Origin of the sequence: Finegoldia sp. BIOML-A2 (assembly GCF_009678315.1) — a bacterium.
In the GTDB taxonomy this organism is placed as follows: domain Bacteria; phylum Bacillota; class Clostridia; order Tissierellales; family Peptoniphilaceae; genus Finegoldia; species Finegoldia magna.
In genome coordinates, this window is the sequence record NZ_WKZE01000001.1 from 13521 (window position 1) to 31722 (window position 18202).

The 18202-nt window shown below is 33.2% G+C and carries 17 protein-coding genes; 1 reads left to right on the plus strand and 16 read right to left on the minus strand.

Features of this window, described 5'->3' with window-relative positions:
• Positions 1-5: 5 nt before the first annotated feature.
• The 16 genes from GKF99_RS00050 to GKF99_RS00125 all read right to left on the minus strand — a co-directional run bounded on the left by GKF99_RS00050 (position 6) and on the right by GKF99_RS00125 (position 17459).
• Complete coding sequence (locus GKF99_RS00050; protein ID WP_154272220.1) at positions 6-839, minus strand: energy-coupling factor transporter ATPase; 834 nt, start codon at positions 837-839, stop codon at positions 6-8.
• Positions 840-899: 60 nt separating this feature from the next.
• Positions 900-4538, minus strand: coding sequence for a DNA-directed RNA polymerase subunit beta' (rpoC, locus tag GKF99_RS00055; protein ID WP_194164448.1), 3639 nt, complete (start codon positions 4536-4538; stop codon positions 900-902).
• A complete protein-coding gene (locus GKF99_RS00060) occupies positions 4525-8079 on the minus strand; it encodes a DNA-directed RNA polymerase subunit beta (RefSeq protein WP_154272221.1) in 3555 nt (1184 codons plus the stop codon). Before GKF99_RS00060 ends, rpoC begins: the two co-directional genes overlap by 14 nt.
• A gap of 198 nt (positions 8080-8277) precedes the next feature.
• Entirely contained in the window at positions 8278-8964 is a 687-nt protein-coding gene (locus GKF99_RS00065) for an acyl-ACP thioesterase domain-containing protein (RefSeq protein ID WP_094205991.1), read from the minus strand.
• Position 8965: 1 nt separating this feature from the next.
• Positions 8966-10786: an ATP-binding protein gene (locus tag GKF99_RS00070; RefSeq protein WP_154272222.1), complete on the minus strand. Its 1821-nt coding sequence runs from the start codon at positions 10784-10786 to the stop codon at positions 8966-8968.
• Entirely contained in the window at positions 10786-11739 is a 954-nt protein-coding gene (locus tag GKF99_RS00075; protein WP_154272223.1) for a DNA double-strand break repair nuclease NurA, read from the minus strand. The genes GKF99_RS00070 and GKF99_RS00075 overlap by 1 nt, the downstream gene beginning before the upstream one ends.
• Complete coding sequence (gene rsmI / locus GKF99_RS00080; RefSeq protein ID WP_094205994.1) at positions 11736-12563, minus strand: 16S rRNA (cytidine(1402)-2'-O)-methyltransferase; 828 nt, start codon at positions 12561-12563, stop codon at positions 11736-11738. The genes GKF99_RS00075 and rsmI overlap by 4 nt, the downstream gene beginning before the upstream one ends.
• Positions 12544-13257 (minus strand): methyltransferase, encoded by a 714-nt coding sequence (locus tag GKF99_RS00085; RefSeq protein WP_094206016.1) that lies wholly within the window; start codon positions 13255-13257, stop codon positions 12544-12546. The genes rsmI and GKF99_RS00085 overlap by 20 nt, the downstream gene beginning before the upstream one ends.
• A gap of 50 nt (positions 13258-13307) precedes the next feature.
• The gene (locus tag GKF99_RS00090) at positions 13308-13478 is read right to left on the minus strand and encodes a 4Fe-4S binding protein (protein ID WP_002835022.1); all 171 of its coding nucleotides are present in this window, start codon (positions 13476-13478) and stop codon (positions 13308-13310) included.
• A gap of 88 nt (positions 13479-13566) precedes the next feature.
• On the minus strand, positions 13567-14409 hold the full coding sequence (locus tag GKF99_RS00095) for a stage 0 sporulation family protein (protein WP_154272224.1): 843 nt from the start codon (positions 14407-14409) through the stop codon (positions 13567-13569).
• Positions 14402-15220 carry a DNA polymerase III subunit delta gene (locus GKF99_RS00100; RefSeq protein WP_154272225.1) on the minus strand — a complete coding sequence of 273 codons (819 nt, stop codon included), beginning with the start codon at positions 15218-15220 and terminating at the stop codon, positions 14402-14404. Before GKF99_RS00100 ends, GKF99_RS00095 begins: the two co-directional genes overlap by 8 nt.
• On the minus strand, positions 15220-15492 hold the full coding sequence (locus GKF99_RS00105) for a cyclic-di-AMP receptor (protein WP_002835026.1): 273 nt from the start codon (positions 15490-15492) through the stop codon (positions 15220-15222). The genes GKF99_RS00100 and GKF99_RS00105 overlap by 1 nt, the downstream gene beginning before the upstream one ends.
• Before the next feature lie 8 nt (positions 15493-15500).
• Positions 15501-15827 (minus strand): cyclic-di-AMP receptor, encoded by a 327-nt coding sequence (locus GKF99_RS00110; protein ID WP_002837271.1) that lies wholly within the window; start codon positions 15825-15827, stop codon positions 15501-15503.
• Positions 15824-16435 (minus strand): dTMP kinase, encoded by a 612-nt coding sequence (gene tmk, locus GKF99_RS00115; RefSeq protein WP_102163621.1) that lies wholly within the window; start codon positions 16433-16435, stop codon positions 15824-15826. Before tmk ends, GKF99_RS00110 begins: the two co-directional genes overlap by 4 nt.
• A gap of 50 nt (positions 16436-16485) precedes the next feature.
• Positions 16486-17124 (minus strand): 50S ribosomal protein L25, encoded by a 639-nt coding sequence (locus tag GKF99_RS00120; protein WP_154272226.1) that lies wholly within the window; start codon positions 17122-17124, stop codon positions 16486-16488.
• A gap of 95 nt (positions 17125-17219) precedes the next feature.
• On the minus strand, positions 17220-17459 hold the full coding sequence (locus tag GKF99_RS00125) for a pro-sigmaK processing inhibitor BofA family protein (RefSeq protein WP_154272227.1): 240 nt from the start codon (positions 17457-17459) through the stop codon (positions 17220-17222).
• A gap of 87 nt (positions 17460-17546) precedes the next feature.
• On the opposite strand from GKF99_RS00125, the gene tpx reads away from it, so the two are divergent.
• Positions 17547-18053, plus strand: a complete 507-nt coding sequence (gene tpx / locus GKF99_RS00130; protein ID WP_094224926.1) for a thiol peroxidase — start codon at positions 17547-17549, stop codon at positions 18051-18053.
• The last annotated feature ends 149 nt before the right edge of the window (positions 18054-18202 follow it).

Here is an 18202-nt window from a genome sequence, read left to right on the forward strand (position 1 = left end):
ATCACCTAACACTCACCTAAAGCTTCAACTAGTTCGTCTACAGTAAGGACATCAGCTCTCACATTTATATTTGATTTATTTAAAAGGTAGCTGATTTCAGTAGGCTCTGGAACATCAAGACCAATTTCTTTCATTTGTTCGACATTTGAGAAAACTTCCCTTGGAGTTCCTTCAAGCACTACATCACCCTCATTAATCACAATTATTCTGTCGGCATTTACACATTCTTCCATGTAATGGGTAATGTGGATTATAGTTTTGCCCATTTCTCTTAGTTTCAAAACAGTATTTAAGATGTCTTTTCGTCCTTGTGGATCGAGCATTGCTGTCGGCTCATCCATTAGCAAACACTTTGGATTCATTGCTAATATACCTGCAATCGCAATTCTTTGTTTTTGACCTCCAGATAATAGTGCTGGTGAATGTCGCTTGTACTCACTCATTCCCACAAGTTCAAGACATTCATCTACTCTCTTGCGAAGTTCTTCTTTTGGAACTCCCAAATTTTCAGGCCCAAATGCAACGTCCTCTTCGACGATTGTCGCTACCAATTGATTGTCAGGATTTTGGAACACCATCCCGCACATTTCACGAATATTCCACAAATTATCGTCATCTTTTGTATTCATATTCCCAACTAAAATATCCCCTTCTGTTGGAATATATTGAGCATTAATGAGTTTTGCTAATGTAGACTTCCCAGATCCGTTGTGGCCTAATACGCAGATGAATTCTCTCTCTTTAATATCTATGTTTAAGTTTTTTAATACTTTTTTTGATGAACCTTCATATTGAAAACTTAAGTTTTTTATTTCTATGATGTTTGTATCCTTTTTCATCAAAACTCCTCAATTTTATAAAAAAAGGGATGCTAATTCACATCCCTTAATTCTTAAATATTATTTATCTTCATCTTGTAATGATTCGTAATTTCCAGATTTTACTGTAGATTCTTCCTCTACTTCAGAATCATTTATTTCTTGTGCTTTTTCAGCTTCAATCATATCTTCTTCAGCTTTACCGTCATAATCTACTTCAATTCTGTCATATTTTGCTATTCCTGTACCGGCAGGTATAAGTTTACCAATTATTACATTTTCTTTTAAGCCTATTAAGTGATCAACTTTTCCTTTAATAGATGTTTCTGTTAATACTCTTGTAGTTTCTTGGAATGATGCTGCAGATAAGAAACTTTCAGTTGCAAGTGATGCTTTTGTGATACCCATTAACGAATGAGTTCCTGTTGCAGGAGTTTTTCCTTCTTTTACAAGTTGTTCATTAGTCATCTTGAAATCTCTCGCATCTACTACACTACCTGATAAGAACCCTGAATCTCCGCTTTCTTCGATTTTAATTTTGCTCATCATTTGTCTGATTATTATTTCAATGTGCTTATCGTCAATGTCTACACCTTGTAATCTGTAAACTTTTTGAACTTCTCTAATTATATAATCACGAACGCCTTCAGCCCCGTTAACTCTAAGAATATCTTGTGGATTGATTGAACCTTCTGTTAATGGTTCTCCCTTTTCAACATGATCTCCGTCGTTAACTCTAATGTGAGCGCCGTATGGAATTTGATAAACTTTTTCTTCGCCGTCTTCAGCAGTTACGATAACATCATTTCTCTTTTTGTTTTCTTGGATTTTTACAGTACCTTCTATTTCAGTAATGTAAGCAAGTCCTTTTGGTTTACGAGCTTCAAATAATTCTTCAACTCTAGGAAGACCTGATGTGATTCCTACTCCGGCGATACCACCTGAGTGGAAAGTTCTCATTGTCAATTGTGTACCTGGTTCACCTATTGATTGTGCGGCAATTATACCAACTGCTTCACCAATGTTTACAGGCTTACCAGTAGCTAAGTTTCTACCGTAACATTTAGCACAAACACCGTGTTTCATCTTACATCCAAGAACACTTCTTACCTTAACTTCTTTGATACCTTTTGATTCTATTCTTTCCGCAATAGCTTCATTGATCATATCATTTTTATGAACTATGATTTCTCCAGTATCCAAATCGAGAATATCTTCGAATGCGTATCTACCAATAATTCTAGATTTCAAATCTTCAACTTGTCTGTTACCGTCTTTGATTTCTTTTGCAACTATATATTCATCTGTACCACAATCATCTTCAGTTATGATTACATCTTGCGATACATCTACAAGTCTTCTTGTCAAATATCCTGAGTCCGCAGTTCTAAGGGCGGTATCTGATAGACCTTTTCTTGAACCGTGAGTAGAAATAAAGAATTCTTGTACTGAAAGACCTTCACGGAAGTTTGATGTGATAGGAATTTCGATAGTGTTACCAGCAGTATCGGACATAAGACCACGCATACCACCTAATTGTCTGATTTGGTTTTCACTACCACGGGCTCCAGAAACGGCCATTATATTCAAGTTGTTATCAGCAGGAAGGTTTGTCATCAAAGCTTTAGTTACATCTTTAATACATTGTTCCCAAATTTCGATAACTTTCTTGTATCTTTCTTCGTTTGTAATATCCCCTTGAAGGTATATGTCTTGAACCATATCTATTCTTTGTTCAGCTTGCTCAATGATAACTTTCTTTGAATCTGGAATTGTAATATCTCCCATTGATATTGTCAAAGCACCAATTGTAGAATACTTGTATCCCATAGATTTGATGTAGTCTAACAATTCAGCAGTTCTGATATTTCCATATTTTCTGAAAGTTAAATCGATGATTTTAGATAGCATCTTCTTGTCAACTTGCAAATCAACTTCAAGTGAATATGGATCTTCTTCTCTGTTCACCATACCCAAATCTTGAGGGATTCCTTCGTTGAAGATAAATCTACCAACAGTGCTTTCTACAATTTTACTTGTACCATCGTTATTCACACTGTCACGTTTAACTTTTACTATTGTTTGCAATGTTACATAATGCATTGCATAAGCTAACATCATTTCATCTATATCTTTGAAGATTAGGCCTTGTCCTTTTTGACCTTCTTTTCTTGTAGTCATATAGAATGAGCCCAATACCATATCTTGTGAAGGAGTCGTGATTGGCTTACCATCTTTTGGTGCAAGAATGTTGTTCGTACTTAACATCAAAAGTCTAGCTTCTGCTTGTGCCTCTGGAGATAGTGGCAAATGGACTGCCATTTGGTCACCGTCAAAGTCCGCATTGTATGCAGTACATACTAATGGGTGAAGTTTGATAGCTTTTCCTTCAACTAATATTGGTTCAAATGCTTGAATACCAAGTCTGTGCAATGTCGGTGCACGGTTTAACAATACTGGATGATCGACTATAATATCTTCCAAAACATCCCACACTTTGTCGTTTTCTCTTTCAACTAATTTCTTAGCATTCTTAACGTTATGTGAAATTTCTCTTTTAACTAATTCTCTAATTACAAATGGTTTGAACAATTCAAGAGCCATTTTCTTAGGAAGACCGCATTGATAGAATTTCAAGTTTGGTCCGATAACTATTACTGAACGACCAGAATAGTCAACTCTCTTACCTAACAAGTTTTGTCTGAAACGACCAGATTTACCTTTAAGCATATCTGACAAACTCTTTAACGGTCTGTTACCAGGTCCTGTTACAGGTTTACCACGTCTACCATTATCTATAAGTGCATCTACTGCTTCTTGAAGCATTCTTTTTTCGTTTCTTACAATGATTTCAGGAGATCCAATGTCCAATAATCTTTTTAGACGATTATTTCTGTTAATAACCCTTCTGTATAAATCATTCAAATCACTAGTAGCAAATCTTCCACCTTCAAGTTGTACCATTGGTCTGATATCCGGTGGAATAACTGGGATTACATCCATAATCATCCATGAAGGATCATTCTTTGATTCAATGAATGCTTCTACAACTTCAAGTCTTCTTAAAATCCTAACTTTCTTTTGTCCAGTTGCCCCTTCGAAAGTTTCAGTTAAATTTTTGTATTCTTCTTGTAAGTCTATTTTTTGAAGAAGTTCTTTGATTGCTTCAGCTCCCATTTTGGCTCTGAAATCAACATCTTCTTCGTACTTATCACAGTATTCTTCGTATTCTTGTTCAGTTAATAATTGTTTTTCGTATAAATCAGTTTTACCTGGATCTATTACTACAAATGATGCAAAATAAAGAACTTTTTCAAGTGCTCTAGGACTCATATCCAATAACAATCCCATACGTGATGGAATTCCTTTGAAATACCAGATATGACTTACAGGAGTTGCAAGTTCAATGTGTCCCATTCTTTCACGTCTAACTTTTGATTTAGTAACTTCTACACCACATTTCTCGCATACAATACCCTTGTATCTTATTCTTTTGTATTTACCACAATTACATTCGTAATCTTTTGTAGGTCCAAATATTTTTTCACAGAATAAACCTTCTTTTTCAGGTTTTAGTGTTCTATAATTTATAGTTTCTGGTTTTTTAACTTCTCCCCAAGACCATTGTCTGATTTTGTCTGGTGAAGCCAAACCAATTTTCATAGCTTCAAAAGTATTTTTTTGTACCAAGGAGCCCTCTCCTTTCTTATAGTCTATCATCGCTGCCGAATTCTGTAGAATCATCGTCTTCTTCTATCAATTCGACTTCTTCATTATTTTCATCAAGTAATTTAACATCCAAAGATAATGATTGAAGTTCTTTAATTAAAACTTTGAATGATTCTGGAATTCCTGGTTCAGGAATGTTTTCGCCCTTAATAATAGCTTCGTAAGTTTTAACACGACCTACAACATCATCTGATTTTACAGTTAAAATTTCTTGAAGAGTATGAGCTGCACCATATGCTTCTAATGCCCAAACTTCCATTTCTCCAAATCTTTGACCACCAAATTGAGCTTTACCACCCAATGGTTGTTGAGTTACAAGAGAGTATGGTCCAGTTGATCTAGCGTGGATTTTTTCTGCAACCATGTGGTGTAGTTTCAACATATACATGTATCCTACAGTTACTGGGTTGTCGAAGTATTCTCCACTTCTACCATCTCTTAACCAAATCTTTCCTGTCTTTGGATATCCTGCTTCTTCCAAAGCATCTTCTATTTCAATGTCACTTGCACCATCAAATACTGGTGTAGCAACTTTCCAACCCAATTTACTAGCTGCAAGTCCCAAATGAACTTCAAGTACTTGTCCGATGTTCATACGACTTGGTACCCCTAATGGGTTAAGAACTACTTGAACTGGTGTACCATCTGGTAAATATGGCATGTCTTCTTCTGGCATAATTCTTGAAACGACACCTTTGTTACCGTGACGACCACACATTTTATCCCCAACCATGATTTTTCTCTTAGTAGCCACGTATACTCTAACTACCTTGTTAACACCAGGAGATAATTCATCGCCGTTTGCTCTTGAATAAGTTTTAACATCAACAACAACACCTGATTCACCATGAGGAACTCTCAATGAAGTATCTCTTACTTCTCTAGCTTTTTCGCCAAATATAGCTCTCAATAATCTTTCTTCAGCAGATAATTCTGTTTCTCCTTTTGGAGTAACTTTACCAACCAAAATATCTCCTGATTTTACTTCAGCACCAATTCTAATAATTCCTTCATCATCAAGATTCTTTCTCATATCTTCTCCGACATTTGGAATATCTTTAGTGATTTCTTCAGCGCCTAATTTTGTTTCACGAGCTTCTGATTCGTGTTCTTCTATATGAACTGATGTCAATACATCATCAACAACTAATTTTTCGTTTAATAACATCGCATCTTCGTAGTTGTATCCTTCCCAAGTCATGAATGCAATAAGAATGTTCTTACCTAAAGCCATTTCTCCCATGTTTGTACTTGGACCGTCTGCGATTATATCATCAACATCAACCTTGTCCCCTTTATTTACGATAGGTCTTTGGTTGAAAGTTGTACCTTGGTTTGCCTTTTTAAATTTACGAATAGTGTACTTGTCAACTTTTCTATCTTCATCACGAGTTATTTCAATCATATCAGAAGAAACTTTTGTAACTGTACCTTTGTGTTTTGCTTTAACTACTACACCAGAGTCCTTAGCAGCTTTGTGTTCAATTCCAGTACCGATAATTGGTGCTTGAGTTGCCAACAATGGAACTGCTTGTCTTTGCATGTTTGAGCCCATCAATGCACGAGTAGCATCGTCGTTTTCCAAGAAAGGAATCATAGCTGTACCTACAGATACGATTTGTTGCGGACTAACGTCCATGTAGTCGATAAGTTCTCTTGGATAAATATCATTTTCGCCGTTGATACCACGACCAGAAACTCTTTCATTTACAAATCTAGAGTTTTCATCCAATGGTTCGTTCGCTTGTGCAATTATATATTTATCTTCTTCATCAGCTGTCAAATAAACAATATCTTCAGTAACTTCTCCAGTTTCTTTGTCAACACGTCTGTATGGAGTTTCTAAGAATCCATATTCATTAGTAGTAGAATAAGTTGTCATGGAAGTTATAAGACCGATGTTTGGTCCTTCTGGTGTTTCTATTGGACAGATTCTACCATAGTGAGAGTCGTGAACGTCACGAACTTCAACGCCTGCTCTGTCTCTTGACAAACCACCTGGTCCTAAAGCTGACAATCTTCTCTTGTGAGTAAGTTCTGCCAATGGGTTTGTTTGTTCCATGAATTGTGACAACTGACTTGAACCAAAGAACTCTTTGATTGCTGCAGTAACTGGACGAACGTTTATTAATGATTGTGGAGTTGCCAAGTCTGGGTCTTGTGTACTCATTCTTTCTCTTACAACTCTTTCCATTCTTGATAAACCAATTCTAAATTGATTTTGCAACAATTCACCAATAGTTCTTACACGTCTGTTACCTAAATGGTCGATATCATCAGTTGAACCAATTCCAAAGAATAAGTTGAATTCGTAATTAATGGATGCCAAAATATCTGAATGGATTATATGAATTGGAGATAATTGGTGAACATTTTCTTCAATTGCTCTTCTGATTGATTTTTCGTCATCATTTTCTTCCAAGATTTTTTCCATAATAGGATAATAAACTTTTTCTGACAAATTCAAATCAGATAAATCCATATCCAAACCAAAACTATCCAAATCGACAAAGTGGTTACCAATAACACGAACACTTTGACCTTCGTGTCCGATAACATCAACAACATTTATGCCTGCGTTTTCGATTTCGATTGCCATTTCTTCAGTAATCAAATCTCCTGCAGTAGCTAATATTTCTCCTGTTGATGTATCTACAACATCTTCTTTTGCTTTTTGATTAGTAATTCTGTCTCTCAAAGATAATTTTTTATTGAATTTGTAACGTCCTACCTTTGCTAAATCGTATCTTCTACTGTCGAAGAACATATTATTTATCAAAGGTTCTGCACTTTCTAAAGATGCAGGATCTCCCGGTTTTAATTTCTTATAAATTTCAATTAAAGCACTTTCTCTGTCTTTTGAAATTTCTTTTTCGAGAGTTTTTCTTAAAATTTCAGAATCTCCCATAGCTTCAATTATTTCTTCATCAGTGTCAAATAATAAAGCTCTAAGTAATGTAGTAACAGGTAGTTTTCTAGTTCTGTCGATTCTAATATTCACTACACCACTTGCATCAGTATCCATTTCAAGCCAAGCACCTCTGTTTGGAATAACTGTAGATGCGAAGTTGCTGTTACCTGATTTATCAATTTCTTCGGCGAAGTAAACACCAGGACTTCTTACAAGTTGGCTTACAATTACCCTTTCAGCACCATTGATGATAAATGTACCGCTGTCTGTCATCAAAGGGAAATCACCCATAAAAACTTCTTGTTCTTTTACTTCTTCTGTGTCGGTGTTAATTAATCTTACTTTCACTTTTAACGGGCAAGAATAGTTAGTATCTCTGTCTTTTGCCTCTTGGATTGTATATTTTGGATTTTCCTCAAAATAATAATCCACAAATTCCAAAACAAGACTTCCCGCATAATCTTTTATAGGACTAATATCTTCAAAAACTTCCTTAATACCTTTTTTTACAAACCAATCGAAACTGTCAGTTTGAATACCAATAAGATTTGGAAGTCCCAAAACATTTTTGTTCCTAGAAAAGCTAACTCTGTCCGTTACTCCATACTTTTCAGTATGCATATACTTCACCCCTTATACTATCTTAAACTCCTAAATAATCTACTTTATAGCATAATTATCCATTTTTATACTGTATCTTAGAATTATATAACAACAGTTTTATTTTGTCAATTATTTTTTTTACGAAATTTTGGCTATTTTCTAAAATTTAAAAGAAAAAAACTCACAAAACAAAAAATTCATTTTGTGAGTTAAAATTTATTTCGTAATTTTTATAATTGTTTTCAAAACTCCATCTGTAATTAATTTGAAACAAATGACGGAATCTTCTACTAATCTATAAATCTCCACACTTTCACCTAGTTTAAGTTCTTTCTTATATACAACTTCCACCTTTTTAATTGTGTCATCGTCCAGATAATTTTCAATCCATTCGATATATCTAGCATTGTTTGCGTGATAATTGTAATCTATATCCGTTTTTCTTACAATATATTCGCCACACTTTTTATAATCGCCGTCTAACATTTCCACATCTTTTTCTATTATTTCATAACCATCTTCTCTTCCGTAAATCTCTCCAAGTGTATCGCTTATCCTAATTGGAAGCTTCTTTTCAGGATTTACAAGTAGCCATTTTGTTTTAGCTCTTACAATTAGTTCTCCGTTTTTAAAAACATCGTAGTTACGAAAAGCGTAGAATTTTCTAGTATAAGTGTGGTAAGTTTGTATTGTCAAATCGTCAAATCTTTCAGGCATGTCATGTATATCAACATCCCATTGATATATAATCCAACTCCCATTCAAATCTTTAAGCTCTTCTTTAAGAATTTCTTCCTGTTTAATGGAACATTCAAGCATATAATCGAATAACTTGTTCAATCTTATTTTTGAATTTGTCCCACAAAAAACGTTCATAACTTTCGTATTTAAACTAACTTTCATATTACTCCTCTTTTAAATAGTAACTTTCTCCCATTATAGATTTTTTCTTGGTAATATATCCATCATTGCTAAGTTTATTTAATTTGTCTTCCAATTCACTAACACTCAGTTTTATATTGTGTCTTTCTTCAACAATCTTACAAATCCTAAATAAATCAAGAGTTATTGGAAATACGTTATCTTCTTTCAACATTTTAAATAATTCCATATCCGATTCATTTTTCTTTTGAACATTTATTTCCAGCATTCGATACATTTCATCAAAAGGATTTTTAAATTTCGGTTGTGTAGTGTATGCAAGTCTAATTCTTGCAAATAATGTTTTTCCGATTTGAGCTTGGGAAATGAATACATCACCATTTGATAGATATGGAAGTCTTCGTATTTCTTCAGATGACAAATCAGTTTCTTTTCTGATAACTTCAAGGTCCTTTTCGGTTGAAATTCTAAAAATAAATTTTGTAGACAACTGTGCAATTGTAGTCTGCTCGATTGCGGCCATTCTTTGCGATGCTAATATTAGGAACACTCCGTATTTTCTACCTTCTTGGGCAATCTCTTTAATTATTCTTCTTGTAACAGATATTTGATCGCTGCCACAGAAATTGTGGGCTTCATCAAAAACCATACAAATAATCGGAAAATATTCGTTTGTCATAGCATCTACATATCTTCTTCTTTTTCTGTAACAAGAATTTACTGCGTACGATGCATACAAATTTAGCATCTTTTGCGTACCCTGTATGATAACTGTTTTACCGTCTTTTAATGCTTCGAAAAGTTTTTGTGAAGTGTTCAAAAATATATCTGTGTTCAGTAATCTATTAAATCTCCTGATAACAGCTTGAAGTGAATCCACGTTTACAAGTTGTGAAAATCTTTCATAGTATCCCGTCGTGTCATCTTCCTTATCTGACAAGGTTCTGGATATGGTTGTCAAATAATCCAAAAATGCATTAGCACTCGATTGTGTTATTGCGTCTTTATCAAGGATAGCTTCATAAGCAGATTTCATGGATTCCGTGAGTTCTCCTTGTGTTTCTATCAAACTGATAAGCTCATATCTGTTCAAATCAGGAAAATTAATCCCCAAATCTTCCCCAACTTTTAAAACTTCAAATTTGTCAGAAAAATCAACCCCATAATTTTCAAGCGTTCTATCCTTAAATACCATTTGATTATGTGGATCAAACACTATCGTAGGAACATATTTTTTCATTAATTCTTCAATTACTACTCTCAGCCCGTATGATTTACCAGATCCTGATCCTCCAAAAATACCAATATGCGGATATTCAATCATATTGTAATAATTAAATAAATACACCAATTCTTCTTGGTCGTGGATTTTTTGGTTAGAATCCATGATTTTAAGCAAATTTTTGTATTCAACGGGACATGTTTTATAAATCTCTTCAGTATTTTTTATAATTCCTATTTCAAGTGATTTGTCAATTGTACCAGAATAAAACAAGTGTTTAATCTCATCGAACTTTGGTTTTCTAACTGTAGATCCTGCTTCAATCGCAAATGCTGGATCGTCCATCACTCTGAATTTGTAAATGTATTTGATTCCTTCAGAAATGTTGTATCCTACTGCTTGAAGTTTTAGAATTTGTTCTTTGGTTATATAAGAATCGGCGGTGTTTGACTCCATAAATTCATTAACACTGTGAGTTTCTGTGACTTGACACAAAATATCCCCTTGTTTGATATCTTCCACAATCATATACTCATTGATTCTAAGTCTATCGTATTTACTAGCTACAAAACATTCGATTTGGTCGGTCATTCCGACTACTCTAAAGTCTAAATCATTCATTATATAACTCTTTTACTCCTTTGAGATCTAAATATCGATTGGTACATTTCTGTATCCAAGTATTTCTTCGCCAATATTTCAGCTTGTTTGTTGTCAATCCTAGTTTTCTTGTCTACCAAATCTAACAAAAATGGCACTCCTCTTGTATTTTCATCGGACATCGTAAGCACAAAAGAAATTATTTCATCAAAATCATCCATGTTTTGTGAAGGAATGTCGATAGCTATTACACAAGGATCCTTGGAAGTTCTGATGAAAGCTTGTTCTATATTGTACTCTTCTTTTCTGGATTTATGGTTTTTTACGACAAACCCTTCATCCATATCCAATGCATTGAACAAAGCTTCCCTGTCGAAAAGCATCCCCACATAATTATCATTTTCGTTAAAAGTGTTCATGATAATCTTCGTGCTGATTTCCTCGACAACTCCAACTAACAAAACACCTTTCATATCACAAAGTTTCACCAAATCTTCATATAAATCTTCCGCTTCAAGGCTATATCTCATTAAAGTTCCATCCATCATAAGTATTTTGATGTCGTGATGTGAAACTGCTTCAATCGCTACAGCAAGTTCTGTCGCACACAATTTTTCTTTTGAGATTTGGAATTGATCACGTTCCGAATATTCATCCACCAACGGACACAAAATATCCGCCTTAACCAAAGGTTCTTGATCAGAACTTAGAAGAGCCATAGACTGAAAAAACTCCACATAGTTTGGATAATTTGCCCCGATTCTATTAACTGAGCCATCTACGACGCAAATACTACCTGATTCTTTAATTTCTTTTAACTTATTAACATCAAATCTATCATAAACTTTGATGTTCCCAATCTCATTTGTAACTAAATTTCTTACATCTTTTCTGTTTAATCGAGAGACATTTTTTCTATTTTTAAGTCTCTCATTTAAATGAGAGACTTCATCCATCAAATCTTTTGAAATCATAATTCTAAGCTCTCTTTGTAGACATCATTTTTCTTCAAACCGTACACATCGCTGACGATTTTCACTGCTTGTTTTTTTGACATTCCATCATTGATGAGTTCTGTAAGTTTTTCTTTTACATCTATATCTTCATCTTCTTCAATGAGTTTGTCGATTACAATTACAAATTCACCTTTTACAGTTTCGTTTTTTAACATTTCGATAACTTCAGCACAAGTCCCTTTCATAACGGACTCGTGAATTTTCGTTAGTTCTCTTAAAACACAAATCTTTCTATCTTCCAAAAACTCACTGAGTTCTTGCACTGTCGCCTCAATTCTATGAACTGATTCGTATATTATTGTGGTCATAGTCGCGTTTTTGATTTGTTCGTAAAACTTATTTTTGTCAGCGTTTTTCCTAGGTACGAATCCTAAGAATGCAAATTGCAAACTATCGAATCCACTTCTCACCAAAGCAGTAATTGCAGCACTTGCACCTGGCAGCACTTCAATATCGACATCACGATCAATAGCTTTTTCCAATAAAATTTGTCCCGGATCACTGATAGAAGGCATCCCCGCATCACTTACTACCGCACAATTTATATTTTCCAATAAAATTTTGTCGATAATTTCTTCTGATCTGCTTTGTTCGTTATGTTTGTGATAACTTACAAGAGGCGTTTTGATGTCGTAATAATTCAGTAATTTCGATGTATTTCTGGTATCTTCGCAATAAATCACATCCACATTCTTCAAAACGTCCAACGACCTCAAAGTCATATCTGCCAAGTTTCCAATTGGAGTAGGCACGACGTAAATTTTAGACTTTTGTAATTCCATATATATTCATCACTTCTTCCGTGTAGTCTTCACCATCGTAAATAATCAGATTTTTCTCAAAAGTCAAGAAAGGTTTCTGATTTTTCACAAATTGTATCATGACAAGATTGGGCTTATCATTAATTCTCGATTGCACAAACCTAATTCTCTTTGCTTCCATATTATATTTTCTTGCAATACTTAATAAATCGACCAATCTCTCACATCTATTTATCATAAACAAAGACCTGTTTGATTTGAGCTTTAACTTAGCAAATTCAAATAAATCTTCCAATTTCATCTCATTATCGTATCTCGATGTGTGAAAATTAGTATTTTTATTAGAAATACCATGACCATTTTTTTGATAAGGAGGGTTAACTATTATATTGTCGATTGAATCGTTTTTGATGTAGACATTTTTAAAATCATCATTGATAATATCGACATTTTCCAAATTATTAATCGTGATTGTTTCAACCAACATATCTGCAACATCTTTTTGAATTTCAATTCCGATGCATTTTGACAAATTATACATTGCATTACATCTCAACATCAATATTCCCGTCCCACAGCCAATATCAATTAGATTGGTGCCTTTTTTCATTTTTGCAAAATCTGTGAGTAAAATGGAATCAATCGTAAAAGAAAATTTCTCATCATCAGCAATTATTTTTAAATCTGTTTTTGGTATAAAATGTTCTCTTTTCATATTAAAAAAATAGACCACTCAAAAATGAGTAGTCTAATTCTCCCCTAAAATTAGCAGTCTTGATGTGGAGCATCTACTGGACATACGTCAGCACAAGAACCACAATCGATACATGCGTCTTGATCAATTGTATAAATGTCCCCTTCAGAAATACAATCTACTGGACATTCAGGTTTACATTGTCCGCAAGCGATACAATCGTCAGAAATTTTATAAGCCATATTGCTTTACCCCCTTGTAATTTTAGAGCGTATTATGTATTTATGCTCTACAATCATTATTACACACTATTAGAATAAATGCAAGTGTTTAATGACATTTATGATTACATCCACCGCACTTATTAAAATCGATTAGTTCGTCTACATTTACTTGAATTAATTCTTCTGTTTCATCCTCTGTCATCACTTTTACTTTCACAGATTCCAAAAGAGTATTAGTTTCAGTCACAACTCCTTCGCCCATCTCAGTAGTAACTTTTTGACCAACGTGTGGCATTTTCTTTAATTTGCACTCATAGCCTTCTTGCTCATAATTCAAACAACACATAAGTCTTCCACAAAGTCCACTGATTTTTGAAGGATTGAGAGATAATGATTGGTCTTTTGCCATTTTGATACTAACTGGATTGAAATTTCTCATATATCTGTTGCAGCAGCATCTTTGACCACAAGGACCAATTCCTCCTGCAATCTTTGCTTGATCTCTCACTCCAATTTGTCTCAATTCTATTCTGATTCTGAAAATTCTCGCTAATTCTTTTACTAATTCCCTAAAATCAACTCTTTCATCTGAAGTAAAATAAAAAATAACCTTATTGTTATCAAATGTATATTCACAGTCCACTAATTTCATATCCAAGCCGAATTCTTTTACCTTTTCTTTGCAGACTTCGATAGATTCCTTAGCTTTCTTCTTATTTTCCATATAAATATAATCATCTGCACTATCGGCCAATCTTATAATTGGTTTAAGATCAGACGATAATTCTTTTTCATTAATTTCAAAATTTTCTTTTACAACAACCCCATACTCAATACCACGAGCAGTCTCTACAATTACATGATCTCCTAGTTTATATTGAAGATTATTGGAGTCGAAGTAATACACTTTACCAGCTTGTCTAAAACTAACACCAGTTGCATCAAGCATAGTTTTCCTCCATTATATACAATAAAAGCTCTTCCATAGAAAGCTCAAAATTCGCATTAACTTTAAAATATCCTCTTACAGACTCAATCTTGTCCAAAGTATCCACGATAATTCTCTCATTAGCCTTTGGATATTTCTTGTACAATTTCACAAAATCTTTATTCAAAGAAGACTCGTCCTTAGTCTTCACAAATTTCAAAAACGACGAATAAAACTCCATCAAAAAATCAAACAATACATCTGTGTCTTTTTGAAAATCTGACAAATATTCCTTAGAATCTAACATTGTAAGAAGATTTTGCCCCATAGATTTATCCAAAATGTCCAAAGCTATCGTATAATCAAATTCTTCATTTTCTTTTTCACTTAGATAATTAATTACTTGGCATCTGGAAATAATAGTTTTGAGAAGTTTATTCTTATTGTCTGTAAGTAATATAAAATACACAAAAGGCTTTGGCTCTTCCAAATTTTTTAAAAGAGCGTTAGAAGCCTCTGTCCTCATCAAATCAGCCTGTTTTATCAACACGACCTTGTTATTAGATTCAAAAGGCTTTGTGGATACAAATTTTGAAATATCTCTGATTTTGTCTATGGTTATAGAATTTTTCTCAGGTTCTATAACCAACAGATCGGATAACTTATCTCTGTCAAACTTCAACTTCAAATTTGAATTACTAACAAGTAAATTGTATATCAAAGCCTCAGCATCATAATTTATTTCGCTTAAATTCTCACCATATAGTAAATATTGGTTAGAAATTTTATTATTCTTGACTTGATTTATCAAAGTTTTGTTTTTCGGTAACATTAAAACTTTTTAAAATCCTCTAAATCCATAACGAAAATATTAGCCTTTGATTCATTATCAGACTCAATATCATTTTCGTCACATACTTTTTTAATCAAATCTAAAATAGATTGTTCTTTTTCCACATCAGTACCTATCAACATTGTAGTATTTCCTTTTTTCAAAAAACCACCTGTTGATGATAATTTAGTAGAAGAAATTTTGTTCTCCAACAATTCTTTTGAAAGAATATGGCTCAAGTCATCTTCCATAATTACAACTATAAGTTTCATAAAATCACCTAAAATCTCAAATACTTATCTACTTCTAGTAAAAATACAGTAGCTCCACCTACCATAACCTCTACAGGATATGATATGTAGTTAGTTCCTGGCATACTAACAGAAAGCATTGAAGTTGTAGTTTCTCTTGATTTGCAATCATTTTCAATGATTTCCAAACATTTATCTACATTTTCATCTTCAGTACCTATTAACAAAGTGCTGTTTCCTGTCTTCAAAAATCCGCCAGTTGAAGCCAACTTTGTAATTCTAAAACCAGCTTCAGTAAGATCTGCATTTAAATTATATACATCTTGATCTTGAACAATTGCAACAACTAGTTTCATAAAACATTTCTCCTTTTTAAAACTTTTATACATTGACTAAATACGTCTTCTACAGATTGAGTTGCATCAATAATTTCTATATTCTTTTCAGAATTTAGAATCTCTTTATATCCATTATATACCCTTTCATGGAAATTATTACCCTCTTTTTCAAGTCTATCTGCCGTATCCAAAGAAGATTTTCTCTTCAAAGTAGTAATAGGATCAACATCAAAAAACAAAACAAAATCAGGAAACACTCCATTTATAGCAAATTCGTTTATCTTTCTAACATTTTCAATTCCTAAATCTCTTCCTACACCTTGGTATGCAAGGGAAGATATAAGAAATCTGTCACACAAAACAATTTTATTTTCGTTTAATGCAGGTAAAATTGTTTCTTCAACATGTTGTGCCCTAGAAGCCGCATATAACAAAGCTTCCGTTCTATAACCCATTTCGGTGTTTTCAGTATCAAGTATCAAATTCCTGATCTTTTCAGCAATGGGACTTCCACCAGGCTCTCTAGTTTTAATTACATCGTAATTATTCTCGATTAAATAATCGTAAACTTTTTGAATTATGGTTGATTTCCCACTGCCGTCAGGACCTTCAAAAGTAATAAACATAATTTATCCTATAAAAAAAGCGAGTTAACTCGCTTTATTTTTTCTATTTATTATTCTTCGTCTTCTTCTTCAGTTTCACCAACTGTTGGAACATCTGCAGATACTTCTTCATCTTCATCATCAATTACTTCTTCTTTTGGTTCAGATAATGAACATACTGCTTCAGTTTCGTCTTCAAGAACTGTTATGTCAGCATTTTTGAATACATCCAAATCCTTTACTTCGAAAGTATCGCCAATTTGCATATCAATAACTGATACAACAGCTTCGTTTGGTAAGTTCTTTGGTAAACATTCGATTTCGATTTCGTCCAAGAATTGCATCAATACAGATGGTTGAACTCTGATTTCATCTCTTCCTTCTAATACAACTGGAATAGTAAAGTTTGCAACTTCTCCCATTTTGATTGCTTTGAAATCAACGTGAACATATTGATTTTTAAATGGATGCTTTTGAACTTCTCTTATGATTACAGTGTGATCTTCACCATCAACTTTAACATCGATTAAGCTTGAAGTTCCTGCCATTAAGTGAACTTTTCTTAACTCTTTTTCATCAACACATACATTAATTGGTTCTAAGTCTTTTCCATAAATAACTCCTGGAACCATTTCTTTTACTCTTAATTTTCTAACTGCATTAGAGCCAACTTTGTCTCTTTTTTGCATATCTAATTTATAGTTAGTCATTAATTTTCCTCCTAAGTAATCTAAAATCTCTATTAATTATACCAAATAAGTGATTTCTTCGCAACAAATTTAATATTTTAGTTGATAATTTCTTGCTAGATAACAAAGGAATATAAAAATAAAACAATCAATCCCGGAACTCCAAAAATACCGACAATTAACATATCAACTAAATTATACGGAATATGCATATTAAAAAAACTTAAGAAAATATTTAAAACAAAAATTCCTACAAAACCAGAAAGGGCATGCATCCCCAATTTAAAAGAAATCTTAAAGAATAACGCCAAAATCGCAACGCTAATTAATACAATAATAATTGTAGCTGTGCTCATTAAAATCAACTCCTCTTGTTTATTTAAATAAATTTTTGGGTATAAAACATTGTGAATTAGAAATGTAATTATAAGGAGGTCTATAACATGGACAAAAGACAAGAAACAACATTTGGAAACAACCCTGTAACATTATTAGGAACTAAAGTAAACGTAGGAGATAAAGCGCAAGATTTCACTTGCTTAAACGCAGAATTAAAACCAGTAAAATTATCTGATTACGATGGAAAGAAAAAATTAATTTCTGTAGTACCATCAATTGATACTGGTGTTTGCGAATTCCAAACAAAAGAATTCAACAAAAAAGCTAGTGAATTTGACAACACAATTCTATTTACAATTAGCTGTGATTTACCATTTGCACAATCAAGATTCTGTGCAGCTGAAGGAATCGACAACCTATTAGTCCTAAGCGATCACAAAGATTTAGATTTTGGTTTGAAGTATGGTTTCGTTATGGAAGAATTCCGTCTTCTTAACAGAGGTATTGTAATTTTAGATGAAAACAACGAAGTTAAATACGTTGAATACGTGAAAGAAAATACAAATCACCCTGATTACGACAAAGCTATAGAAGCCTTAAAATCACTTTAATAAATTATATCATACAAAAAATTGATAATACTTTCGAAAAGTATACAAAATATTAAAGATTAATAAACAAAAATCTCGTAACCGATTTTGTACTGCCCCCTTATTTCCGTGTCCGGATTTAAAGAGGCATTACATTTGTCGATTACGAG